The organism is Polaromonas sp. P3_B1, from assembly GCF_056402935.1.
This window is the reverse complement of record NZ_JBFUGK010000003.1, coordinates 113581-135691: the sequence shown is the minus strand read 5'-3', so window position 1 is coordinate 135691 and position 22111 is coordinate 113581. Positions and strand designations below refer to the sequence as shown.

Here is a 22111-nt window from a genome sequence, read left to right as displayed (position 1 = left end):
TTACTTCAGTTCCACTTCGTCGAAGTTGAAGCTGCCGTCCGGGGCCACGTAAAAGCCGGCCAGGTTGCGCGCACGCACCGAGAGCACGCGTTCGGTGACCAGGAAAACCCAGGGTGCGTCCTTCCAGATGCGCTGCTGGGCGTCGGTATAAAGCCTGGCTTTCTCCGCGCCGCTGGTGGTGACCAGCGCCTTGGCGATGTCGGCGTCCACTTCAGGGTTCTTGTAGTAGGCGGTGTTGAACATCTTGGGCGGCATGGATTCGGAGGCCAGCAGGGGACGCAGCGCCCAGTCGGCTTCGCCGGTGGACGAAGACCAGCCCACGTAGTACATGCGCACCGGAGCGGTGGCGGGATCTTGCGCGCTTTCCACGCGCTCCACGCGCTGGCCGGCTTCCAACGCCTGCACCTGCACCTTGACGCCGACCTGGGCCAGCTGCTGCTGCACGAACTGGATCACCTTCTGCGCCGTGGTGTAGTTGTAGGCCGACCACAGGGTGCTTTCAAAACCGTTGGGATAGCCGGCTTCCTTCAGCAGCTCGCGCGCCTTGGCCGGGTTATAAGGCCAGGGGCCCAGCTTGGCGGCGTATTCCACGCCGTGGGGCACCACGCCTTCGGCGGGAACCGCATAGCCCGAGAACGCCACCTTGACCAGCGCTTCCTTGTTGATCGCGTAGTTGATGGCTTCACGCACCTTCGGGTTGTCGAAGGGCTTTTGCTGCGTGTTCATCGAGAGATAGCGGTGGATGATGGACGGCGCGCTGGTCACCTCCAGGCTGGGCTTCTTCGACAGGCTGTCCACGGTTTCGGGCGGCATGGGGAATGCGAAGTGGGCCTCGTTGGTCTGCATCATGGCCGCGCGCGTGTTGTTGTCCACCACGGGGCGCCAGGTGATGCTGTCGACCTTGGGGTAGCCCTTTTTCCAGTAGCCGTCCCATTTGGCGACCTTGAGGTAGTCGGTGGCCTTCCACTCGACAAACTTGAAGGGGCCGGTTCCCACCGGGTTCTGCGCAATGCCCTTGCTGCCGTACTTGGCCAGCGCCGTGGGCGAAATCATCACGCCCGAGGGGTGGGCCAGGGTGTTGATGAAGGGCGAGAAAGGTTCCTTGAGCGTCACGCGCACGGTGGTGGCGTCGACCGCCTCGGTCTTGGCGATGTTCTTGTAGAGGTTGTAGCGCTTGAGCTTGTTGTCGGGGTTGGTGACGCGGTCGAAATTGACTTTCACCGCCTCGGCGTTGAAGGGTGTGCCGTCATGGAACTTGATGCCGGACTTGAGCTTGAAGGTGTAGACCAGGCCGTCCTTGCTCACGGTATGGCTCTCGGCCAGCACCGGCACCATCTTCATGTCCTTGTCGAAACCGTACAGGCCCTGGTAGAAGGACTTGGCCACGGCCTGCGACAAGGTGTCGTTGGAATCATAGGGATCGGTGCTGGTGAAATTGGACTGGACGGCAACGACCACGTCCTTGGCGGCATGGGCCGGCGCGGCAAGGCCCATCAGGCCGATGATGCCTGCCAGCGCGGCGGTGAGGGTGGAAAGACGCTTGTTCATGAAAAAACTCCTTGGGGCGAAACGAGGGGCAAACACGGAAGACGGAAGGGCAATATGAAAGACGGTTGGTGGGCAATGGGGGTGGTCAATAAGGGCCTCCCACCGGATGCCGCGCCACGAAGTGACCGGGCGCCACTTCGTGCAGCGGCGCCACCTGCGGCGGGTCGCCCACCGCGCGTATGGGGCTGGGAATTTCATCGGCCATGAGCTCGCGCACGGCGCTGCGGCGGGCCGGGTCGGCGACCGGCACGGCAGCCAGAAGGCGCCGGGTGTAGGCGTGTTGCGGGTTCTCGAACACGGCGCGGCGCGGGCCGATTTCCACGATCTGGCCCAGGTACATCACGGCCACGCGGTGGCTGATGCGCTCCACCACCGCCATGTCGTGCGAGATGAACAAAAAGGCGACGCCGAATTCCTGCTGCAGGTCCAGCATCAGGTTGATGATCTGCGCGCGTATCGACACGTCCAGCGCCGACACCGCCTCGTCGGCGATCACCACCTTGGGGTTGAGCGCCAGTGCCCGCGCAATCGCCACGCGCTGGCGCTGCCCGCCGGAGAACTCGTGCGGGTAGCGATGCGCCGCCTCGGCCGGCAGGCCCACCTTGCCCAGCAGCCAGCGCACGCGCTCCTGCGCTTCCTTGGGCGTGGCGAGCTTGTGCAGCAGCATGGGCTCCATCACGGAATAGCCGACGGTCAGCCGCGGGTCGAGCGAAGCGAAGGGATCCTGGAACACGAACTGGATATCGCGGCGCAGCGCCTGCAGGGCCCGGCCCTTGAGCGAGGCGATGTCCCGACCCGCGACTTCGACCTTGCCGCTGTTGAACTCCAGCAAGCGTGCCAGCGAGCGGCCCGTGGTGGATTTTCCGCAACCGGATTCGCCCACCAGCGACAGGGTTTCGCCGGCCTTGAGTTCGAAGCTGAGCCGCTCCACCGCATACACCTGCCTGCGCACGCGCCCTAGCAGTCCGCTTGCCAGCGGGAAACGTGTGACCAGGTCCTGCACCTTGAGGACAGGCGGCAGGTCGCTGCGCACGGTGTCCGCGGCGCTGCAGGCTTCGCTGCCTTTGTCGCCCTGGTGTTGTGGCGCGCCCGGCACCGCAAAGCGCGCCGGCAGATCCAGCCCCTGCATCGCACCCAGCCGGGGCACCGCGGCGAGCAGGGCCTGGGTATAGGGCTGCCGCGGGTTGGCAAAGAGGCCGGCGCAGTCGCCTTCCTCCACCTTGTCGCCGCGGTACATCACGAGCACGCGGTCGGCGATTTCGGCCACCACGCCCATGTCGTGGGTGATGAAGATCACCGCCATGGCCAGCTCGCGCTGCAGCTGCTGGATCAGCGCGAGGATCTGCGCCTGGATGGTCACGTCCAGCGCCGTGGTGGGCTCGTCGGCGATCAGCAGCGTGGGCTTGCAGGCCAGCGCCATCGCGATCACCACGCGCTGGCGCATGCCGCCCGAGAGCTGGTGCGGATGGCGGCCCAGCACGTTTTTGGCTTCCGGAATGCGGACCAGGTCCAGCATGCGCAGCGCTTCGGCCAGCGCGGCCTGGCGCGACAGCCCCTGGTGCAGGCGTATCGATTCGGCGATCTGCTCGCCCACGGTGAACACCGGGTTGAGCGAAGTCATGGGCTCCTGGAACACCATGGCCAGGTCGGCCCCGCGCAGGCTGCGCATCTGCGATTGCGAAGCGCGCGCCAGGTCCAGGCGCTCGCCGTTGCGCCGCGTCAGCCACATGCTGCCGCTGCCCAGGCGGCCGCCGCCTTGCTCCACCAGGCGCATCAGGGCGAGCGACGACACCGACTTGCCGGAGCCCGATTCGCCCACGATGGCCAAAGTCTCGCCGGCGTCCACGTGAAAGCCGAGATTGCGCACCGCGTGCACGGTGCGCTGCTCGCTGGCAAAACTCACGCTGAGGTCGCTGACCTCGATCACGCGCTGCCGGCCGGTGGCGGGCAGGGCTTGCGCTTTATCCAGGAGTTCGGGAACGGCGCTCATGCGGCGCGTCCTGCGGCGTCGTGGGTGTCATCGGCGTAGATGGCGGTCACCGGCGCTTCGCCCACGCGGGCCCAGCCTCGGTACATGCCTTCGGTGTTGAAGGGCAGGCTCAGCTTGCCCTGCGCGTCGACGGCAATCAGGCCGCCTCGCCCGTTGATGGCGGGCAGCACCTTCATGACCACTTCCCGGGCGGCCGCATCCAGCGGCATGCCGGCGTAGGCCATGCGCGCGCAGACGTCGTAGGCGGCCGCGGTGCGTATGAACATTTCACCCGAGCCGGTGCAGGAAATCGCGGCCGTGCGGTTGTCGGCATAGGTGCCGGCGCCTATGAGGGGCGTGTCGCCCACCCGGCCGGCGCGCTTGTTGGTCATGCCGCCGGTGGAGGTGGCGGCGGCCAGGTTGCCGTGCGCATCCAGCGCGACGGCACCCACGGTTCCGAATTTGCGGCCTTCGTCCAGGGGCGCGGCGCCGGGTGCGGGTGTGCGGAACACCAATGCCGCGCCGTCGTGGTCCAGCACAGCCGCGTCGGTGGCCAGCGCCCGCCGCAACTGCTCGCGGCGGGCCTCGGTGGAAAAATAATCAGGCGAGACCATCTCCAGCCCCTGTTCCCTGGCGAAGGCTTCGGCCCCGGCCCCCACCAGCAGCACGTGCGCGCTGTGCTCCATCACGGCGCGCGCCGCGCGCACGGGACGGCGCACATGGTTCACGCAGGCCACCGCACCGGCGCGCAAGGTGGCGCCGTCCATCACGGCCGCGTCGAGCTCATGGGTTTCGTCGTGGGTGAAGACCGCACCATGGCCGGCGTTGAAAAGCGGGCAGTCTTCCAGCAGTTCCACCGCCAGGCTGACCGCATCGAGTGCGCTGCCGCCGTCGGCCAGCAGCTGTTGTGCGGGCCGCAGGATGCCTTGCAGGGCGGCGTGGTAGGCCGCGTTTTGCTCCGCGCTGATATGGCTGCGGCTCATGGTGCCGGCGCCGCCGTGGATGGCGATAAGGGGGATAGGCTGGGGCCGTGTCACTTGGAAGCCTTTGGTGATTTGGGTGGGGTGCGGGTTTTGCGGGGTGCCGGTGTTGCAGCGTCTGCGTCGGCACGCAACCGGCTGGCGTGGTTGCCGTGGAGCCAGGGCAGCACCGACTCGGCCAGCTGTGTCGCCGCCTTGAGCGAGTCTTTGGCGCTGTGGGCGACCGCGCTGCACAGGGCTTCGATCAGGGCCAGCACGGTGGCTTCGGAGTTCGCGAAATACTGGCTCTCGGTGTGGGCATAGAGCGCGACACTGGCCAGCGGCGCCAGCGGCGACGTCACGCGGTCGGTCAGCGCCAGCACCGGCACGCCCGCGTCGTGCGCGCGGCGCGCCAGCAAGATCGTGTCGCTGAAATAGCGCGGGTAGGCGATGGCGATCAGCAGGTCCTCGGGCTTCAGGCGCGCCAGCACGCGTGCGCCGTAGGAGGAGCTTTCCACGCTGGCCAGCAATTGGACGTTGTCGCAATACGGGTCCAGCGAGCGCTGCAGCAGGCCGCCCAGCCAGCTGCTGCTGCCGAAGCCGGCGATGTAGATCCGGCGCGCCTTCAGGATGGCCGCCACCGCCTGCTCGCAGCTTTGGGCGTCCAGCGCTTGCCGCGTCAGCTCGATGTTGCGCTGGCTTTGCGCCAGGGCGGATGCAAACACATCGGCCACCGTGGCGGAGTGCTCCAGCTTGTTGCGCAGCTTTTCAACCGGGGCCAGCGTGGCTTCGAAGCCCAGCACCAGCGCGGCGCGGAACTGCGGGTAGCCGTCAAACTCCAGCGCCCGGGCGAAGCGGTTGGCGGTGGCCACGGAAACCCCCAGCGTGGCGGCCAGCTCGTCGATGGGCATGGTTGCTGCTTGCAGGGGATGGGCCAGCACATAGTCGGCCATCTGCCGGTGGGAGCGCGTCAGCGTGGGCAATAAACGCCCGATGCGCTGCGCCATCGAAGGGTTGCCGGGAAATGTGGCCATCGGGGATGAGCTGAATTAAATGTATATAAATTTACAAATTAATTCATCATAACGAAATATTTGATCATTTCCAATCAAATTGAGGCCGGCAATGCCTTGCGGGGTGACGGGGAGCGGGGGTTCGGGCGCGGCGTTCAGGGCGGCGCGGCCGGCAACAGCGCAAATGGTGCGGGTGTCGATCAGCAGGGCAGGAGGCGCATGCGCGCCGTCCGGAAATGCAGGGAGGCGCTAGGACCCGAGCTTTTTGTAGGCGCGGTCCATCTCCACGCTTTTGCTCGTGTCTTTCACACCGCGCTTCAGGTCGCGTCCCGCCTGCTCGACGACCGGGTTGGGCTTGGCATTCGTCATGTCCACCGCCTGGTCGCGTTCGTGCGGTAGTTCCAGACTGGACTCGACGGCACCGTCCTTCAGGGTGTCCTGCTGGCCGGGACGCGAACGTTGTGCGCGCGGGTCTTTGGCCGGCATGCCTTTGCTGGAGGCGGGTTGCGCACGGATGTTCAGGGGCGTGTTTTTAGGGGTCATGGGACGAACTCTGCGTGTCCCGCTACGCCGGCCCTGTCAGCCCGGAAAATCAGGCCCTGTAGGAGAAGGCCACTTGAAGCGGCTTCGACTAGCCCTCAAGCCGCCAGGAAGCCGGCGGCCTGCGCCACCGCGGCGGTATCGGCCTTGACGGCATCGGGCGGCCCGCCCTTGCCCCATAGTTCGCCGCCGTAATTCATGGCCATGAACTGTGCGCACAGGCGGATGGAATCGATCATGGGCTGGGCCTTGGCGCGGTCGCCGCTGGTGGTGACCAGCCGCAGCGTCTTTTTCGCCATCTCCTCCTTGAAAGGCAGGCCGGGCACGCGCATCCAGGCGCTCCAGTGGTCCAGGTAGATTTTCAGCGGCGCCGGGATGCTGTACCAGTAGACCGGGGCCACGAAGACGATGTCGGTGGCGGCCAGGGTCGCGTCCAGCAGGGTCTTCATGTCGCCTTCGGGCATGGGGTACTGGCCCGTGGTGTGGCGCTGGTCCACAAACAGCGGCATGCGCATGCCGGGCAAATGCAGCCATGTCTGGGGCGTGCCGGCCGGCAGTGCGGCGGCGGCCTGCCGCGCGAGCCATTCGGTGTTGCCGGCGGCGCCGGGTTCGCGTGTGGAGGTGGTCAGGAAGAGGAAGTGGGGCTGTGCAGTCATGGCGGCCAATGGTAGCGGCAGCCGCGGGCTTTTGCAGGCGCGGGGTCGGCCCCGCATGCCAGAATGCGGCACCCCGATTCAATGAAAGGCGCCCCCGCATGATCCGTATTCGCGATATCGACCACGTTGTCCTGCGTGTCACGGACCTGATGGGCATGCTGCGTTTTTACCAGCAGGTGCTGGGCTGCAGCCTGGAGCGCCGCCAGGACGCGATCGGCCTGGTGCAATTGCGCGCCGGGCGCTCGCTGGTGGACCTGGTGCCGGTGGACGGCGCCTTGGGCAGGGCCGGCGGCGCGGCGCCGGGCGTGGAAGGCCGCAATGTCGACCACGTCTGCTTTCGGGTGGAGCCCTTCGATGCCGACGTGATTCGCCGCCACCTGGCGGCCCATGGCGTCGAGGCGGGCGAGGTGGAGTCGCGCTATGGCGCCGAGGGCGAAGGCCCGTCGATCTACCTCAGCGACCCGGAAGGCAACACGGTGGAGTTGAAGGGCCCGCCATGGCCCGAGGGCCACAAGCCCTAGAACTGCCGCCAGCCCTGCCAGGCCGTGAAGCCTGCGCATACGATCAGCACCGCACCCACGGCGCGCGCCATCACCACGCCGGCGCCCGGCCGGTCCGCCAGCCACTGGCGCGCACCTGCGGCGGCCAATGCCAGCGAGCCGTACACGGCCGTCTGCGTCAGCGCGATGATGAGGCCCAGCGCCAGCGCCTGTACCCACAGCGAGCCGTATTCGAGCCGCAGGAACTGCGGAAAAATCGCCAGCATGAACAAATAGGCCTTGGGGTTGAGCAGGCAGGTCAGGGCCGCCTGCCGGAAGGTGCGCCATGGCGGGCTTTCCTCAAGCGCCGGCAGGCCGCCGAACACTGAGCTGCTGCGCGTGAGCGACCAGCCTATCCACGCAATGTAGATGCTGCCGGCCAGCAGCATCACATTGACCATGCCGGGCACAAGCTTGAGCACAATGCCCAAGCCCAGGGCCCCGGCCACGACGTGGCACACGCCGCCGGCCACGATGCCGCCGACGGCGAACAGGCCGGCGCGGCGCCCGCCGGTCAGCGAGCTGGCCATCACAAACGCCATGTCCATGCCGGGCAGGATGATGATGCCCAGCACCATCAGGAAAAACAGCCAGAGGTGGGAGAAATGGTCCATGGGGCCGGCCTCCTTCCTATCGCAGCGCGGAATAGATGGGGCGGGAAAGTTGCATCACCCAGTTGGTTTCCCAGTGGCGCCCGCCATCTTCGGAGAATGCCTGCTCCCATTTCGCGCTGACCAGTGTGATGCCCGACCAGGTAAACCGCACCCGCACCGGCCGGCCTTCATGGCTGCCCTCGCCCTCGAAGCGGCCTGTGCCGTCCGCGAACGCGCCCACCAGCGGCGGCTGCATCAGGCCGTCGCTGTGGCTCACCCAGTAAACGCTCCAAAGCCGGGTCTGCGGGCTGAAAAAGCGCAGCGCCATGCCCAGGCTGCGGTTGCCGTCGGCGACGAGGTCGTTCATATTGCCCAGGCCGCCCAGCAGCAGCGCGCCGTCCTGCACGGCCTCGAAACATTCCCAGTCGGTGCAGCCCGCCAGGCATTTCCTGAGCCGCTTGTTGCTGACCAGCCAGCGCCCCGCGATGAAGTTGAAATCGTGCCGCCCGTCGCTCAGCAGCGTCGGGTCCATGGGTTTGGGCAGGGTGGTGGTCATGGTGTGAAAGCGCTTGTGGCGCCCGTGAGATGTGTGTGTGGTGGGTGTGGCGACCTGTGTAAAAACCCAGTCTAAAAATGTAATAGGGCTATTTCGGCCCTGATTACGGGCTAGACTTTTCGCCATGTACTCCCCGACCACCCGTGTATTAACTGTGCTGGAACTGCTGCAGTCGCATGGGCGCATGAGCGGCGCCGAACTGGCGCGGCGGCTCGAGGTCGACGGCCGCACGCTGCGCCGCTACATCGCCAAGCTGGAAGACCTGGGCATCCCGGTCGTGGCCGAGCGCGGCCGCTACGGCTGCTACAGCCTGATCGCCGGCTTCAAGCTGCCGCCCATGATGTTCACCGACGACGAGGCCCTGGCGCTGTCCCTGGGCCTGCTGGCCGCGCGCAGCCTGGGGCTGGCTGAAGCCGCGCCGGCCGCGCAGAGCGCGCAGGCCAAGCTTGAGCGCGTCATGCCGCACAACCTGAAAAACCGCGTGCGCGGGCTGGGTGAAACGGTGAGGCTGGACCTGCGCCGCGCGGACGCGCCCGGCGACAACACCGCCTTGCTGGCCCTGAGTGCCGCCGCGCACGGCTGGCAGCGCGTGCACATGGCTTACCAGTCGGCGGAAGGTGACGTCACCGAGCGTGAGTTCGACGCCTACGGCCTGGTGTTTCGCAAGGGCCGCTGGTATGCGGCGGGCTGGTGCCACTTGCGCGGCGCGCTACGCTCTTTCCGGCTGGACCGCGTGCGCGAGGTGCGCGCCCTCAATGTGGTGTTCACGCCGCCGGCCGACTTCGACGCGGTGCAGCACCTGGCGCTGGGCCTTGCCACCATGCCGCGCAGCAACAGCGTGCGGCTGCTGCTGCACACCGACCTGGAGACCGCGCAGATGGAGCTGCCCGACAGTGTGGGCGTATTCCAGCCCAGCGAAGACGGCGTGCTGCTGCACAGCCAGACCGACCACCTGGGCTGGTTCGCGCGGCAGCTGATGCGTCTGTCGTTTTCGTTTGACGTTCAGGAACCCGCTGAACTACGCGTTGCGCTGCGCGAGCATGCCGCGCGCACGCTGGCTCAGCACGCTGCGTAGCGGCGGCGGCTCAGGCCGTCTTGGCCTGCAGTCGGTGGTGGGCGCGGTCCTGGCCGTAGAAGCCGAAATCCATCGCAGGCACTTCACCACTGATCAGCTCGGCGATGGCCTTGCCCGAGCCCGCGCCGTGCGTCCAGCCCAAGGTGCCGTGGCCGGCGTTAACCCACAGGCGGCCGACTTTGGTTTTGCCGATATAGGGGATGTTGGTGGGTGTGGCGGGGCGCAGGCCGGTCCAGAAGTGCGGCTTGCCGCCTTGCTCCTCAAGCCGGGTGTCGCACACGCCCGGCAGCACTTCCTCGATGCGGTCGGCGAGCATTTTGCAGCGGGCTTTGGCCAGCGGCGTGTCCAGCGAGAGGTCATAGCCGCCGACCTCGATGGTGCCGGCCACGCGCAGGTGGTCGCCGAGCCGGCTCATCGCGCATTTGACTTCGTCGTCAATGGTGCTGACAAAAGGCGCCAGCTCGGGCTTGAGCAGCTTGAAGGTGGCGCTGTAGCCCTTGCCGGGGTAGATGGGCAGGTCGACGCCCACGCTGCGCAGCAGCGGCGCCGAGTAGGAACCGCAGGCCACGACGATTTCGTCGGCCTTGAGCTTGACCAGTTCTTCGTTTTCGCCGCGTATCGTGCGCGGCCTCAGGGCGACGGACTCGATGGCGCCGCCGGTTTTTTCCAGCTGCTCTATGTCGTGGCCGTAGAGAAACTGCGCGCCGCGGGCTGCGCAGCGCTGCGCCAGCGCCTGGGTGAAGACGCGGGCGTCGCCGCTTTCGTCGCTGGCGGTGTAGGTGCCGCCCACGATGCGGTGGGCGAAGGATTTGAAGGCCGGTTCTATGGCCAGCAGCTCCGCCGTGCTCACTACGCGGCGCGCCACGCCGTATTTGCGCATCAGCGCCGCGGCGTCGCCGGCGGTGTCGAAGGCCCGCTGGTCGGTGTAGTAGTGCGCGATGCCGCGCTCCAGCCGGTTGTATTCGATACCGGTGGCGGCCACCACGTCCTTGAGCGCACCGTGGCTGTAGGCACCCAAGGCCACCAGCTGCTGCACGTTGCGCTCGAAGGCGGCGTCGTTGCACTGCGCCAGGAACTGCAGGCCCCAGCGCCACTGCTGCCAGCCTTCGCCAAAGGGCAGCTGCGGGCGGAACAGCAGCGGCGCATCGTCGCGGAACATCCACTTCAAGGCCTTCAGCGGCGCGTCCTTGTTGGCCCAAGGCTCGCAATAGCTGACGGAAATCTGCGCCGCGTTGCCGAAACTGGTTTCCAGCGCCGCGTCGGGCTGGCGGTCCACCACCGTGACCTCATGGCCGCGTTCCAGCAGATGCCAGGCGGTGCTCACGCCGATGATGCCGGCCCCCAAAACTACAACTTTCATCACGAACCCCTTTGCAACATTCGAGTTTGAAGGATGTTGCTTTCAATTAATAGAAAAATTAAACTCTCAGTGAAAACATCAGAGCAGCTAATAAAGCTGATAAGCAAAAACTGAAGAGCGCTGGCGGCCGGCACAACTGGCACAACCGGCAGATCGACCAGAAACCGGAAGAGGGGATGCGGGATGAGTACTTTTGACCCTGATGCACTCGAGTGCCTGGCGGCCATCGTGGAAGAGGGCGGCTTTGAGCGCGCGGCGCAGCGGCTGTCCATTACCCAGTCGGCGGTGTCGCAGCGCCTGCGGGCCCTGGAAGCCCAGGTCGGCACCGTGCTGATCGTGCGCAGCCGCCCGCTCAAGCCCACGTCGGCGGGGCAGCTGTTGCTCAAACACACCAAGATGCTGCGTCTCCTGCGCGCCGACCTCGAGCGCGACCTCAAGGAGCTGGCGCCCAGCTCCCTGGGCGGCGCGCGCGAGGAGGAGCGCATCTCCATCGCCATCAATGCCGACAGCATCGCCACCTGGGCCTTGCCGGCGTTGACCGACCTGGTGCAGCAGGGCCTGCCCATGGAGATCATCCACGACGACCAGAATTTCACCCATGAGTGGCTGCGCGAAGGCCAGGTGCTGGGCTGCGTGACGACGCTCAAGCAGGCGCTGCGCGGCTGCAAGGTGGAGCCGCTGGGCGCGATGCAGTACATCGCGGTGGCCGCGCCGGGCTTTGCGCAGCGCCGGCTCGGCCAGCGCGAAGGCGGGAGCGACAGGCCGGCCGAGCCGGCGCTGACGCAATACAACTTCCGCGAGGTGCCCTTTATTGCCTTCAACCGCAAGGACGAACTGCCGGTGGACTTTGTGGGCAAGGCATTCGGGCTCAAGCGCGTCACCCTGAACCAGCTGTTCGTGCCGTCCTCGGAAGGCATGGTCCGGGCCGTGCTGGCCGGATGGGGCGTCAGTGTGGTGCCGCGCCTGCTGGCCCAAGGCCTCATCGACCAGGGGCAGCTCGTCAATGTAGCGCCCCATTACACGCTGCCCATCCAGCTCTACTGGCACTGCTGGAATCTGGAGTCGGAGGTGCTGGACGCGCTCACGGCCGCGCTCAAGCAGACCGCGGCGCAGTCGCTGGTGCCCTGATCAGCGAATGGCGGTGCCGGGCTGAATCAATTCCTTGGTACTCAATTTGCCGGTGGCGCACCGGTTGCAGGCTTGTAGGACAAGGCCGTCTATAGGGACTTATGGCCTCAGTTTGGGGACTAATCCCATTTACAAGAACCTTGTGCTGGGCTCACACTGCGGGAGCCATGTGGTGCACGACGCGGCGTGGCGTGAAAGGCACAAGGGACACGAATGCTGGGATGGCTGGGACTGCGTACCCGTCTGGTGCTGCTGGTGCTGCTCGCGCTGCTCCCCGTCTTCGGCCTGCTTGTGTATTCCGCGGAGCAAAGTTACAAGGCCGCGCTGCGCCTGGCGCAATCCGACTTGCAATCGGATGTGCTGATGCTGTCCGCGCGCGAGCAGCGAACCGTGGACATGGTCCGCGACCTGTTGACCGGCATCGCCAGCAGCCCGCACATCAAGAACCCCGCGCCGGGGCTGTGCGACCAGCACCTGAAGAACCTCCATGCCGAGCACCCCGAGTTTGCCAACCTGGGCCTTGCCGCGCTTGATGGATCCCTGCGCTGCGACGCGATGGGCCTGGGCGAGCGCGTGCGCATCGACGACCGGTCTTTCTTCAAGGACGTCATTGCGGGCCGGCGCTTCGCGGTGGGCCGCCATGCCATAGGCCAGGCGAGCGCAAGCCCCGGCATCGGTTTCGCGGTGCCCGTGCGCAACGAGGCGGGGCGCATCACTGGCGTTGCCTTCGGCGTGCTGAGCCTGGCCGCCGTGGCGAATTCCCTGGCGGATGAGCGCTCCATGCCGGGGGCGCGCCTGGCCGTGCTGGACCGCGACGGCACGGTTCTGGCCATCTCTCCGCCGGCCCCCGCCTGGGTGGGCCGGCCCCACCCCGATCCCGTCGTGCAACAGGCCACGCGGGAGCGCCGCCAGGGCGTGCAGCAGGCAGCGGACGCGCAGGGCGATCAGCGCGTATACGCCACGGCGCCGGTGCAAGGCGGAGGAAGCGAAGGACTCTTCGCGGCGATCAGCGTTCCGCAGACGGTGATCGCCGCTCCCGGCCGCCGGAACCTGGCCATCGAACTGCTGGGGCTGGTGGTCGTGGCGCTGTTCGGCATCGCCTGCGCCTGGTGGACGGGCAACCGGGTGATCGTCGACCCCGCCAAGGCGATCCTGAAAGAAGCGGACGAGGTGGCCCGGGGCAATCTCCACGCGCGCGTCAGGCTGGGCCCGCTGTACCAGGGCGAGCTCGGCGAGATCGGGCACACCTTCAACCGCATGGCCGAAGCGCTGCAGGCACGCCAGCGGGAGCTCGATGCGATGCTGGACCGTGTGGACAAGGAGCGCGTCCTGCTGGACCTCATCCTCAACAGCATGAACGAAGGCGTGATCGCCGCGGACACCGAGGGCCGTTTCCTGCTGTTCAACGCCACGGCACGGGCGCTGTTTCCCGCGGCGCCCGACACAGGCATGGGTGTGGACGACTGGCGCCGCAACCACCAATTGCTGACGCTGGACGGCAAGACAGCCTATCCCGCCTCGGAGCGGCCCCTGACCCAGGCTGCGCGCGGCGTCAGCATCGACAACTGGGACCTGCTCTTGCGCCGGCCCGACGCGGACGACAGGATACTGCGCCTGAGCGCCCGGCCGCTGCGCGACGCCGCCGGTGTGCTGGTGGGCGGCCTCACCGTGTTCAACGACATCACCGCCCAGAAGGCGGCGGAAACCTTCTCCCGCGCGCAGGAGCAGGTGCTGGCGCTGATCGCCGGCGGCGCGCCCCTGGCGAAATCGCTGGATGCCGTCGTGCGCCTGATCGAGGACAGCTCGCCGGACAGCCTGTGCTCCATCCTGCTGCTGGAGGACGGGCGCCTGCACCTGGGCGCCGCGCCCAGCTTGCCCGACCGCTACAACCGGGCCATCGAAGGCCTGCTCGCCGGCGAGGGCGCCGGCGCCTGCGGCACGGCCGCCTTTCGCCACCAGCTGGTGGTGGTGGAGGACACGCAGACCGATCCGCTGATGCAGGATTACCGCGACCTGATGCGGGAGCACGGTCTGCGCGCCTGCTGGTCCATGCCGGTGGTGTCGACCGATGGCGACGTGCTCGCGACCTTCGCGATTTACCACGCCTACCCGTGCAAGCCGCAGGCAGCGGACCTTGAGCTGATCACCATCGCGGCGCGGCTCGCCGGCATCGCGCTTGCGCGCGCGCGCGCCGAGGCCGCCCTGGTCACCAGCGAAGCCCGCTTTCGCGAACTGGCGGAAAACATCCACGACGTTTTCTACAACGTGGACCCGCGCACCGGCCGCCTGCTGTATGTCAGCCCCGGCTACGAGAAGGTCTGGGGCCGCAGCCGCGAAAGCCTTTATTCCGACCCTCTCTCGTACGCTGAAGTCGCGCTGCCCGAGGACAGTTATTTGCTCAAGGAAGCCAGGAAGCGCAACCGCACCGGACAGGCCTCCGACATCGAATACCGCATCCGCTCCGGGGACGGCAGGATCCTGTGGATACGCGACCACGCCTACCCGGTCATGAATGCTTCGGGTGAGCTGGAGCGCGTGGTGGGCACGGCACGCGACATCACCGACCGCAAGCTGGCCGACTTGACGCTTGCCAGCACCAACCGGGCGCTGCAGATGCTGAGCCGCTCCAGCATTGCCATCAATCGTGTGGACGAGGAAGTCGGGCTGCTGGCCGAAGTGTGCCGTGTGGCCGTCGATGTAGGCGGCTACCGCATGGCCTGGGTGGGCTATGCGCAGGACAACGCGGAGCGCAGCATCGTGCCGATGGCGCACGCCGGCGAGGAAAACGGCTACCTTTCGGAGATTCGCCTGAGCTGGCGCGACGACGAGGTCACCGGCCAAGGCCCGGCGGGCCAGGCGGTGCGCAGCGGGGTGGCCCAGCAGTCCGGCGACATCAGCCGGGCTGAAAACCGCTTCCACTGGCATGCGCATGCCCTGAAGCGTGGCTTCCATAGCGCCTTGTGCCTGCCGCTGCGCGACGGGCCGCGCAGCTTCGGCGTGCTGTGCCTGTATTCGGGCCAGGCGCAGAATTTCAGCGCCGATGAAATCAAGCTGCTGCAGGAGCTGGCCGACAACCTGGCCTTCGGCATCCTCAGCCTGCGCGCCCGCCTGGAACGCCAGCGCAGCCAGGAGGCCGAACGGCTGGCCGTGATCAAGGTGCGCGAGCAGGCCTCGCTGCTGGACCGGGCACAGGACGCCATCATGGTCCGCAACATCGACCGGACCATACGCTTCTGGAACAAGGGCGCAGAGCGCCTCTATGGCTGGACGGCCGAGGAGGTGCTGGGCAAGACTATGGATACGCTCATGTACCCCGACCCACAGGTGTTGCTGGACAGCATGGCCAAGACACTGGCCAATGAGGGCGACTGGAGCGGCGAGATCGAGCAGCGCGCGCGCGACGGCTCGGTGGTGTGCATCGAGGCGCGATGGACGGTGGTGCGCGACGAGCGGGGCGTGGTCAACGGTGTGCTGGGCATCAATACCGACATTCGTGAGCGCAAACGGGCGCGCGAGGAAATTCTGCGGCTCAACGCCAGCCTTGAGGAGCGGGTGCAGCAGCGCACGGCCCAGCTGGAATTCGCCAACAAGGAACTGGAAGCCTTTTCCTACTCGGTATCGCACGACCTGCGCAGCCCGCTGAGTGCGGTGGACGGGTTCAGCGACCTGCTCGAGCGGACCATGGCCAAGGCCGAAAGCACGCCTTTGACCGAGCGCAGCCGGCACTACCTGGCGCGCATACGCGCGGGCGTGTCGCAAATGGGCGAGCTGATCGACGCCATGCTCACGCTGGCACAGGTGTCGCGCTCCATCCTGAAATGGGAGTGCGTCGATCTCAGCGCGATCGCCCAGGCCCTGGTGGCCGGCTACCAGGAGCGCGACCCCGGCCGTACCGTGAAGCTGAACATCGAGCCCGGCGTCACGGGGCCCGGCGATCCGCGGCTGCTCAAGCAGGTGCTCGACAACCTGCTCGGCAACGCCTGGAAGTTCAGCGCCAAGCAGGCCTGCACCGAAATCAGCTTCGGCCGCGAAACCGGCGAGGCGGGCGAGACGGTGTACTTCGTGCGGGACAGGGGGGCGGGCTTTGACATGGCCTACGCCCAGAAACTGTTTGGCGCCTTCCAGCGCCTGCACACGCCTTCGGAGTTTGCCGGCACAGGCGTCGGCCTGGCCACTGTGCACCGCATCCTTGTGCGGCACGGCGGAAAAATCTGGGCTAAATCAGAACCAGGCCACGGCGCCACGTTCTACTTCACCCTAAGTCCTGAGAGTGTGTGACACCCTCGAGATGGGCACATCCCCGTTCAGGCTCATTGCGTGTAGCCTCCCCCCTTAAGGGGGCGGTGCCTGCGGTCTGGCCCTTCGGCAGGCTCAGGACAGGCCAAGGCCAATCCCGCGGTGAAATGGGTCCACCCCTGTACAGGCTCACTGCGTGTAGCCTGCTCCCCCTCAAGGGGGCGGTGCCTGCGGTCTGGCAAAGCCAGTCCCGCGGCCCCCGCGGGTATGACACGAAGTGAAAGCGTGGGCTAAAAGGTCTTCTGCTGCAGAGTTTCGCGCAGTGCTTGAGCCTTGTCGGCGTCAAACTGCCCTTCCACCCGCGCCAGCACCTCACCCTGGCGGTTCACGACCACGGCATAGACCTGGTCGGTGCTGGCCAGGCCGGCGGAGCGCACGAAGCTGGCGCGGTCGGTGAACACCGGCACCATCTTGGCTCGCTCGGTATCGGCCGTGTAGTGTTGAAGCAGCCGGTCTTCCACCGCGCTGCGGCCCGTCAGCGTGCCCGGATCGTTAAGCACCGGCATGCGCATCCAGGTGATGGAGGGGTCGTTCCTGAGGTTCATGCCCTGGATCCAGCTCTCAACCTCGGCACGCTGGCCGCGCTTGAAGGTGATCAGGGCCAGCGTGCGGTCCGAGGGCAGGCCTTCGGGGACTGTCACCGGCTGTCGCAGCAGTGTCTGCGCCATGAATGCGGGCAGGCGGCCCATCACGCTGGAATCGTTGGGTGCCGCGAACGCGAATGCAAACGCCAGCCCGACGGCGGCAAGCCAGGCGCCAAGGTAAGACACGTTGCTTTTCATGGTGCTCTCCCCAATACGGGTGCGGTGCAGGAAGTCCTGCATGAACCCTTCAAGCAAGATACCTGCAAGCCGAATAGCGCGCAAATCAACAATTGGAACAAAGTGTTATCACTGCTTGACAAGCCTTTGTGCCGCTTGCTGATCCTGGTTGGGTTCTTCGGCGCGCAGGAAGTTCAAAGGAAAACAGGCGAGCACCTGCCGGCCGGAACGCTACGACTTTAGTCAGCAGCGGCGCCCCGGCCGCGGCCTATAAGAGTGCTATTGACCGATGGGAATCAGCAGCTCGGGCAAAAACCCTTCCTGCTCGCCCTTGCGCGCATAACCCAGCGGGTTGGCCACCACGCGGCAACCGCGGCTGATGTAATTAATGGCGCAGTGCAGGTGGCCGTGCAGCCATACGTCGGCCAGCGGCAACAAATCATCGAGCGCATTGCAAAAGCCTGCCGTACCCGGCACCAGGCCGTAGCGCGGGTCGGCGCTCAGCAGGCTGGGCGCGAAATGGGTGACGGCGACCGTGGGGCCGTCAAAGGGCTGGGCCAGCGCCTGCCGCAGCCAGGCCTGGCTTTGCAGGCCCTGCTCGCGCACGTCGGCCGCCAGCAGGGGCTGGCCGTTGCGGAACGAGTGGTTTTTGCTCAGGTAGAAATTCGCTGCGCGAAAGGCTTTCTCACGCGCTTTCAGCTGCTCGCCCAGCGTGATGTCCGCTGCCTGGGGCTGGCCCGCGCTCAGCGCGTCGAAGTCGGTCCACAGCGTGCTGCCGATAAAACGCACGCCTTGCAACACGATGGCTTCCTGTTCCAGCCACACCATGCCCAGCCGTTCGCAGGTCTCGCGCAGCCGTGCGTGGGTCGCGTCGAAGTCCAGGCCGTCATATTCGTGGTTGCCCGGCAGGAAAAGCACCGGCGTCGGCCAGTCCGCGCCGCCCTCGGTTGCGGGCAAGGGCGAAAACCGCGCCAGGCCGAAGTCGGCAACACCTCGTTCACCCAGCAGCGAGCCCTGCTGGTAGGAGCCTATGTCCCCGGCCAGCACCAGCACATCGGCGCCGGGCGCAGGCTTGGCCGTGAAGTCGGGGTTGGATTCAAGATGCAGATCGGAAAGAAGCTGAATGTTCACCCGGCCATTGTGCGGGAAGATGCAGCCGGGCCCAGGGCGGTCGGGCTTTGCGGGGCGCTCGCTTGCGCTGCGATGCCCCATGCGTTAGATTCCCCGGCCAGAGCATTGCCAGGAGCCGCTGGTGAAAGAGATCCCTCATGCAGAGGTCGCGCAGGCCTTTGCAGCCTATCCCCCGCCGATGCGGCGCAAGTTGCTGGCCTTGCGCAGGCTGATCCTGGACACCGCGGCCGCAACGCCCGGCGTCGGCGAAATCGAGGAAATGCTCAAGTGGGGCGAGCCCGCCTATCTCACCTCGGCCAGCAAAAGCGGCAGCACCATTCGCCTGGGTCCGGTCAAATCAAGCCCGTCGCAGTACGCGCTTTACTTCAACTGCAAGACCACGCTGGTGGATACCTTCCGCACGCTGTTCCCGGTGGAGCTGCACTATGAAGGCAACCGTGCCATCGTGCTGGAGGCTGCCGATGCGCTGCCGCGTGACGCGCTGGCGTTCTGCATCACGGCGGCGTTGACCTACCACCGGAGGAAATCCGCATGAAACCCCGCATTACCTTGATCACCCTGGGTGTTGACGACCTTGAGCGTTCGCTGGTTTTTTACCGTGACGGCCTGGGGCTGGCAACGCCCGGCATCGTCGGTGAAGAATTCGAGCACGGCGCCGTGGTCTTTATTGATTTGCAGCCGGGTCTCAAGTTGGCGCTGTGGCCGCGCGCCAGTCTGGCGCACGACACGGGCTTGTCGGCATCACAGCGCGGGGCGCCGGCGTTTTCATTGGCGCACAACGTGGCCTCGCGGCAAGAGGTCGACGCCGTGATGGCCGAGGCGAAAACAGCCGGCGCCGTGATCACCAAGCCGGCAGGCGCGACCTTCTACGGCGGCTACGCAGGCTACTTCCAGGATCTGGATGGCCACCTCTGGGAGGTGGCGTGGAATCCGCAGTTCGAGATAGCCGACTAGTCCTGCCGGCGCTGGTGTGGTGCGTCAGGCCAGCGGCGCCGTCAGCCGCACCGTGAAGCTGGTGCCTTGCCCCGGCAGGCTGCTCACCTCGATCTCACCGCGGTGCAGGTCCACGCACTCCTTGACGATGTGCAGGCCTATGCCGGTGCCGGAGATGTTGCCGACGTTGGTGCCGCGGTGAAAGCTGCCGAACAGGCGCGGCAGGTCGGCCTCCGGAATGCCTATGCCCTGGTCGGTGATGCGCAGGTGGATCTGCTCGCCCACGCCGCGCACCGCAAACCTCACCGGCGTGTCGGGGTCCGAATATTTGAGCGCGTTGCCCAGCAGGTTGATCACGATGTGGCGCAGCAGCTGTTGGTCCGCCGTGCGCGGCGTGTCCAGCCCGTCGCAGGTGAGGGACACCCGCGCGGCCTGCGGGTTGCCGCGCTCGAGTTCCGCCATCACCTGCACCAGCCAGTCGGGCACCAGCAGCGGCGCGGGTTCAAACCTGAACTTGCCCAGCTCCAGGCGGCTGGTCAGCAACACCTGCTCGACCATGTTGCTCATGCGCGCGACGGCGGTCTTGATCTGGCCCAGCAGCTCGCGGCGCTCCTCGGCCGGAAAGCTCGCGCCGTAGGCATCGAGCAGTTCCACGGAGGAGAGGATGGCGGCCAGCGGAGTGCGGAATTCGTGCGAAGTGACGGCCACGAAGCGCGACTTGAGCTCCGACAGCTCGCGCTCGTGCGCCAGCGCCTTGAGCATGTCTTCCTCGGCCTGGCGCTTGAGCGTCACGTCGGTCAGGAAGTTCAGCGTGGCCGGCGTACCCTCCCATTCGAACCGCACCGCGCTGATCTCCAGCCAGCGCGTGACGCTCTGGCTATGCTGCACGCGGAATTGGTAGTGGTTCTCCACCGTCTCGCCGCGCAGGCGCTTCATGTGGTTGTCCAGCACCCGCTCGCGGTCGTCGGGGTGGATGAATTCGATAAAAGGCCGCGACTTGGCGGTGGCCTCGTCCAGCGCCGTCAGCTTCAGCGCCTTGGGGTTGGCGTAGAGGATGCGCCCGCCCGCCGTGACCAGGATGCCTTCGCTGACGTTTTCGACCACCGCGCGGTATTTGGCCTCGGAGTCGGTGCGCCGGCCGATCTCCACGCGCAGCTGCTTGGAAGTGTCGAGCTGCCAGGTGATGTTGCTGGCCAGGTGGATGACGCGCAGCAACTGGCCCGAGGGGCTGTGGATGGGCAGCGCGCGCTGGCTCAGCCGGGCGGTGTCGCCATTGGGCCTGCGCACCCGATACTCATCGCTGCGTTTGACGGCCGACAGCTGCAGCTGCCGCACCCGGTCGCGGTCCGCCGGGTCGACCTGCTCCAGCCACTGCCAGGGGTCGCCCGCGAGTTTGCCGGCCGACTGGCCAAAGAACATCTCGAAAGCCGGGTTGGTGTAAGTGATGCGGCCGCCGGCCGGATCCCAGGACCAGAGCATGGCGTCGATGTTGGCGGCGATTTGCCGCAGCAGCTCTTCGCCCGGCAGCGAAACAGGCGCCACGGCCGTCGTCGATGCGGGGGAAGGGCGGGACATGCAGGGAGCATAGCCGTATCGCGAGTGTGAATTCCTCCCAGAAAACCCCGGCTATATGGGCTTGCGGATCAAACTATGCATGTTTTGCATGGGTATGCGTTGATCCTAGGGTTGAAACCCTAGGGAAAACCCTTATTCTTGATTCACCGCAACTTTTCACCCACCCATGGGTGACTTTCGACATGTATAGCCTGTTTGCCCAAATTGCCCGTTTTCTGCCTTCCGCCGCCGGTGTGGCCCCCGTCAACGGCGTGGCCCACAACCTGATGGAGCGCGCCGAAGCCCGTGCCGGCCGTAACCCGCAGCAAGCCCAGGAACTGCGCACCGCCGCTTACGCCTACCTCAGCGTCGTACGCTGAGCCCCCACGCTTCCCCACTTCGTGTGGGTCGCTGCCCCCTCAAGGGGCCGGCCGCCTTGCGGCTGGCAAAGTCAGACCGCGGCTTCAGCTGGTAAAGACGGGGCCTCGCTCGGGGCGGATGCGGTCAGAGCTTGACTCCTGCTCCTTTGACGGCCGGTGCCAGCACCGCCACCTGGTCCTTGACGAAGCCGCCGAACGCGGCCGGGCTCATGGCCTGGGTGGCGATGCCCAACTCCAGCATTTTCTTTTTGACTTCCGCCGTGGCGAGAATTTCGTTGCATGCGGCGTTCAGCCGTGCCACCACGTCGGCCGGCATGTGGGCGGGCCCGCTCAGGCCGAAGAAGTTGTCGAGCACCAGCTTGCGGTAGCCGAACTCCACCACGCTGGGCACATCCGGCACCAGCGGGGAACGCGTCGCCGAGGTCACCGCCAGCGGCACCAGCTGCCCACTCTTGAAGTAAGGCACAAACGCCGTCAGCACATCAATGCCAATCGGGACCACGCCCGCGATCAGGTCGGTCGTCATGGGCGCGCCGCCGCGGTAGGGAATGTGCTGCAGGTTCACGCCCATGGCTTTTTTCATCAGCTCGCCGTAAATGTGCCCAATGGACGCCGGCCCGCCCGAGCCGAAGTCCAGCCGGCCCAGCTTGCGAGCTTGCGCCTCCACATCGGTGATGGTCTTGATGGGCGCATGCGGGTTGGCCATGACCACGCAGGGCGCGTTGCCGATCAGCGCGATGTGGGTAAAGCCCTCGACCGGGTCATAGGGTTGCTTCTCCAGCGCGAAAGGGCCTATGGACACTGGCGTCGAATTGCTGAGCATCAGGGTGTAGCCGTCCGCCGGCGCCTGTGCTACCACCAGCCCGCCGACGCTGCCGCCCGCCCCGGGGCGGTTGTCCACCACCACCGCCTGGCCCAGCTTCTTGCCGAGGTGCTCGGCCATCAGGCGCGCGACGATGTCGCTGGCGCCGCCGGCCGGGAAGGTCACGATGATCTTGATGGGCTTGTCCGGCCAGGCCGCGAAAGCCGGCAGGGCCATGGAGGCTGCTCCGCCGGCGAGAAGTTTGAGCGCGCTTCGGCGCGGTAAATGATGCCGGGAAATAAGTGAGAGGGACATGGA

General features: G+C 66.5%; 20 protein-coding genes. 7 read left to right on the top strand and 13 right to left on the bottom strand.

Features of this window, described 5'->3' with window-relative positions; translation table 11 throughout:
* The 6 genes from gsiB to AC1DXS_RS03065 form a co-directional block, all read right to left on the bottom strand.
* Positions 1 to 1548, bottom strand: coding sequence for a glutathione ABC transporter substrate-binding protein GsiB (gene gsiB / locus AC1DXS_RS03090; protein WP_477736110.1), 1548 nt, complete (start codon positions 1546 to 1548; stop codon positions 1 to 3).
* Between the two features lie 85 nt (positions 1549 to 1633).
* On the bottom strand, positions 1634 to 3538 hold the full coding sequence (locus AC1DXS_RS03085; RefSeq protein ID WP_477736109.1) for a dipeptide ABC transporter ATP-binding protein: 1905 nt from the start codon (positions 3536 to 3538) through the stop codon (positions 1634 to 1636).
* Positions 3535 to 4500 (bottom strand): isoaspartyl peptidase/L-asparaginase family protein, encoded by a 966-nt coding sequence (locus AC1DXS_RS03080; RefSeq protein ID WP_477736153.1) that lies wholly within the window; start codon positions 4498 to 4500, stop codon positions 3535 to 3537. The genes AC1DXS_RS03085 and AC1DXS_RS03080 overlap by 4 nt, the downstream gene beginning before the upstream one ends.
* 50 nt (positions 4501 to 4550) lie before the next feature.
* Positions 4551 to 5510, bottom strand: coding sequence for a MurR/RpiR family transcriptional regulator (locus AC1DXS_RS03075; RefSeq protein WP_477736108.1), 960 nt, complete (start codon positions 5508 to 5510; stop codon positions 4551 to 4553).
* Between the two features lie 228 nt (positions 5511 to 5738).
* The gene (locus tag AC1DXS_RS03070) at positions 5739 to 6032 is read right to left on the bottom strand and encodes a hypothetical protein (protein ID WP_477736107.1); all 294 of its coding nucleotides are present in this window, start codon (positions 6030 to 6032) and stop codon (positions 5739 to 5741) included.
* Positions 6033 to 6127: 95 nt separating this feature from the next.
* Positions 6128 to 6685, bottom strand: coding sequence for a flavodoxin family protein (locus AC1DXS_RS03065; protein WP_477736106.1), 558 nt, complete (start codon positions 6683 to 6685; stop codon positions 6128 to 6130).
* 98 nt (positions 6686 to 6783) lie between these two features.
* Here AC1DXS_RS03065 and AC1DXS_RS03060 point away from each other — a divergent pair, with 98 nt between their 5' ends.
* Entirely contained in the window at positions 6784 to 7206 is a 423-nt protein-coding gene (locus AC1DXS_RS03060; RefSeq protein ID WP_477736105.1) for a VOC family protein, read from the top strand.
* Here the strand turns inward: AC1DXS_RS03060 and AC1DXS_RS03055 are convergent.
* Entirely contained in the window at positions 7203 to 7838 is a 636-nt protein-coding gene (locus AC1DXS_RS03055) for a LysE family translocator (protein WP_477736104.1), read from the bottom strand. The two genes, AC1DXS_RS03060 and AC1DXS_RS03055, sit on opposite strands and share 4 nt — an antisense overlap.
* A 16-nt stretch (positions 7839 to 7854) precedes the next feature.
* Complete coding sequence (locus AC1DXS_RS03050) at positions 7855 to 8373, bottom strand: hypothetical protein (RefSeq protein ID WP_477736103.1); 519 nt, start codon at positions 8371 to 8373, stop codon at positions 7855 to 7857.
* A gap of 124 nt (positions 8374 to 8497) precedes the next feature.
* Between AC1DXS_RS03050 and AC1DXS_RS03045 the strand changes: the two genes are divergently transcribed.
* The gene (locus AC1DXS_RS03045; protein ID WP_477736102.1) at positions 8498 to 9448 is read left to right on the top strand and encodes a helix-turn-helix transcriptional regulator; all 951 of its coding nucleotides are present in this window, start codon (positions 8498 to 8500) and stop codon (positions 9446 to 9448) included.
* Positions 9449 to 9458: 10 nt separating this feature from the next.
* Here AC1DXS_RS03045 and AC1DXS_RS03040 read toward each other — a convergent pair whose 3' ends face one another.
* Positions 9459 to 10808 carry a D-amino acid dehydrogenase gene (locus AC1DXS_RS03040; RefSeq protein WP_477736101.1) on the bottom strand — a complete coding sequence of 450 codons (1350 nt, stop codon included), beginning with the start codon at positions 10806 to 10808 and terminating at the stop codon, positions 9459 to 9461.
* A 183-nt stretch (positions 10809 to 10991) separates the two neighbouring features.
* Between AC1DXS_RS03040 and AC1DXS_RS03035 the strand changes: the two genes are divergently transcribed.
* Both AC1DXS_RS03035 and AC1DXS_RS03030 read left to right on the top strand, forming a co-directional pair.
* Positions 10992 to 11936 carry a LysR family transcriptional regulator ArgP gene (locus tag AC1DXS_RS03035; protein ID WP_477736100.1) on the top strand — a complete coding sequence of 315 codons (945 nt, stop codon included), beginning with the start codon at positions 10992 to 10994 and terminating at the stop codon, positions 11934 to 11936.
* A gap of 213 nt (positions 11937 to 12149) precedes the next feature.
* Positions 12150 to 16214, top strand: coding sequence for a PAS domain S-box protein (locus AC1DXS_RS03030; protein ID WP_477736099.1), 4065 nt, complete (start codon positions 12150 to 12152; stop codon positions 16212 to 16214).
* 248 nt (positions 16215 to 16462) lie between these two features.
* Here the strand turns inward: AC1DXS_RS03030 and AC1DXS_RS03025 are convergent, their stop codons facing one another.
* Positions 16463 to 17014, bottom strand: a complete 552-nt coding sequence (locus AC1DXS_RS03025; protein WP_477736098.1) for a hypothetical protein — start codon at positions 17012 to 17014, stop codon at positions 16463 to 16465.
* A 258-nt stretch (positions 17015 to 17272) separates the two neighbouring features.
* The gene (locus AC1DXS_RS03020; protein WP_477736097.1) at positions 17273 to 18124 is read right to left on the bottom strand and encodes a metallophosphoesterase; all 852 of its coding nucleotides are present in this window, start codon (positions 18122 to 18124) and stop codon (positions 17273 to 17275) included.
* A 121-nt stretch (positions 18125 to 18245) separates the two neighbouring features.
* Between AC1DXS_RS03020 and AC1DXS_RS03015 the strand changes: the two genes are divergently transcribed.
* Together AC1DXS_RS03015 and AC1DXS_RS03010 are read left to right on the top strand one after the other, a co-directional pair.
* Positions 18246 to 18659 carry a DUF1801 domain-containing protein gene (locus AC1DXS_RS03015; protein WP_477736096.1) on the top strand — a complete coding sequence of 138 codons (414 nt, stop codon included), beginning with the start codon at positions 18246 to 18248 and terminating at the stop codon, positions 18657 to 18659.
* Positions 18656 to 19078, top strand: a complete 423-nt coding sequence (locus AC1DXS_RS03010) for a VOC family protein (protein ID WP_477736095.1) — start codon at positions 18656 to 18658, stop codon at positions 19076 to 19078. Before AC1DXS_RS03015 ends, AC1DXS_RS03010 begins: the two co-directional genes overlap by 4 nt.
* A gap of 24 nt (positions 19079 to 19102) precedes the next feature.
* Here AC1DXS_RS03010 and AC1DXS_RS03005 read toward each other — a convergent pair whose 3' ends face one another.
* Complete coding sequence (locus tag AC1DXS_RS03005; protein ID WP_477736094.1) at positions 19103 to 20632, bottom strand: sensor histidine kinase; 1530 nt, start codon at positions 20630 to 20632, stop codon at positions 19103 to 19105.
* Between the two features lie 182 nt (positions 20633 to 20814).
* Between AC1DXS_RS03005 and AC1DXS_RS03000 the strand changes: the two genes are divergently transcribed.
* Complete coding sequence (locus tag AC1DXS_RS03000; protein ID WP_477736093.1) at positions 20815 to 20991, top strand: hypothetical protein; 177 nt, start codon at positions 20815 to 20817, stop codon at positions 20989 to 20991.
* 124 nt (positions 20992 to 21115) lie between these two features.
* Here the strand turns inward: AC1DXS_RS03000 and AC1DXS_RS02995 are convergent, their stop codons facing one another.
* Positions 21116 to 22108, bottom strand: coding sequence for a Bug family tripartite tricarboxylate transporter substrate binding protein (locus tag AC1DXS_RS02995; RefSeq protein ID WP_477736092.1), 993 nt, complete (start codon positions 22106 to 22108; stop codon positions 21116 to 21118).
* Positions 22109 to 22111 lie beyond the last annotated feature (3 nt).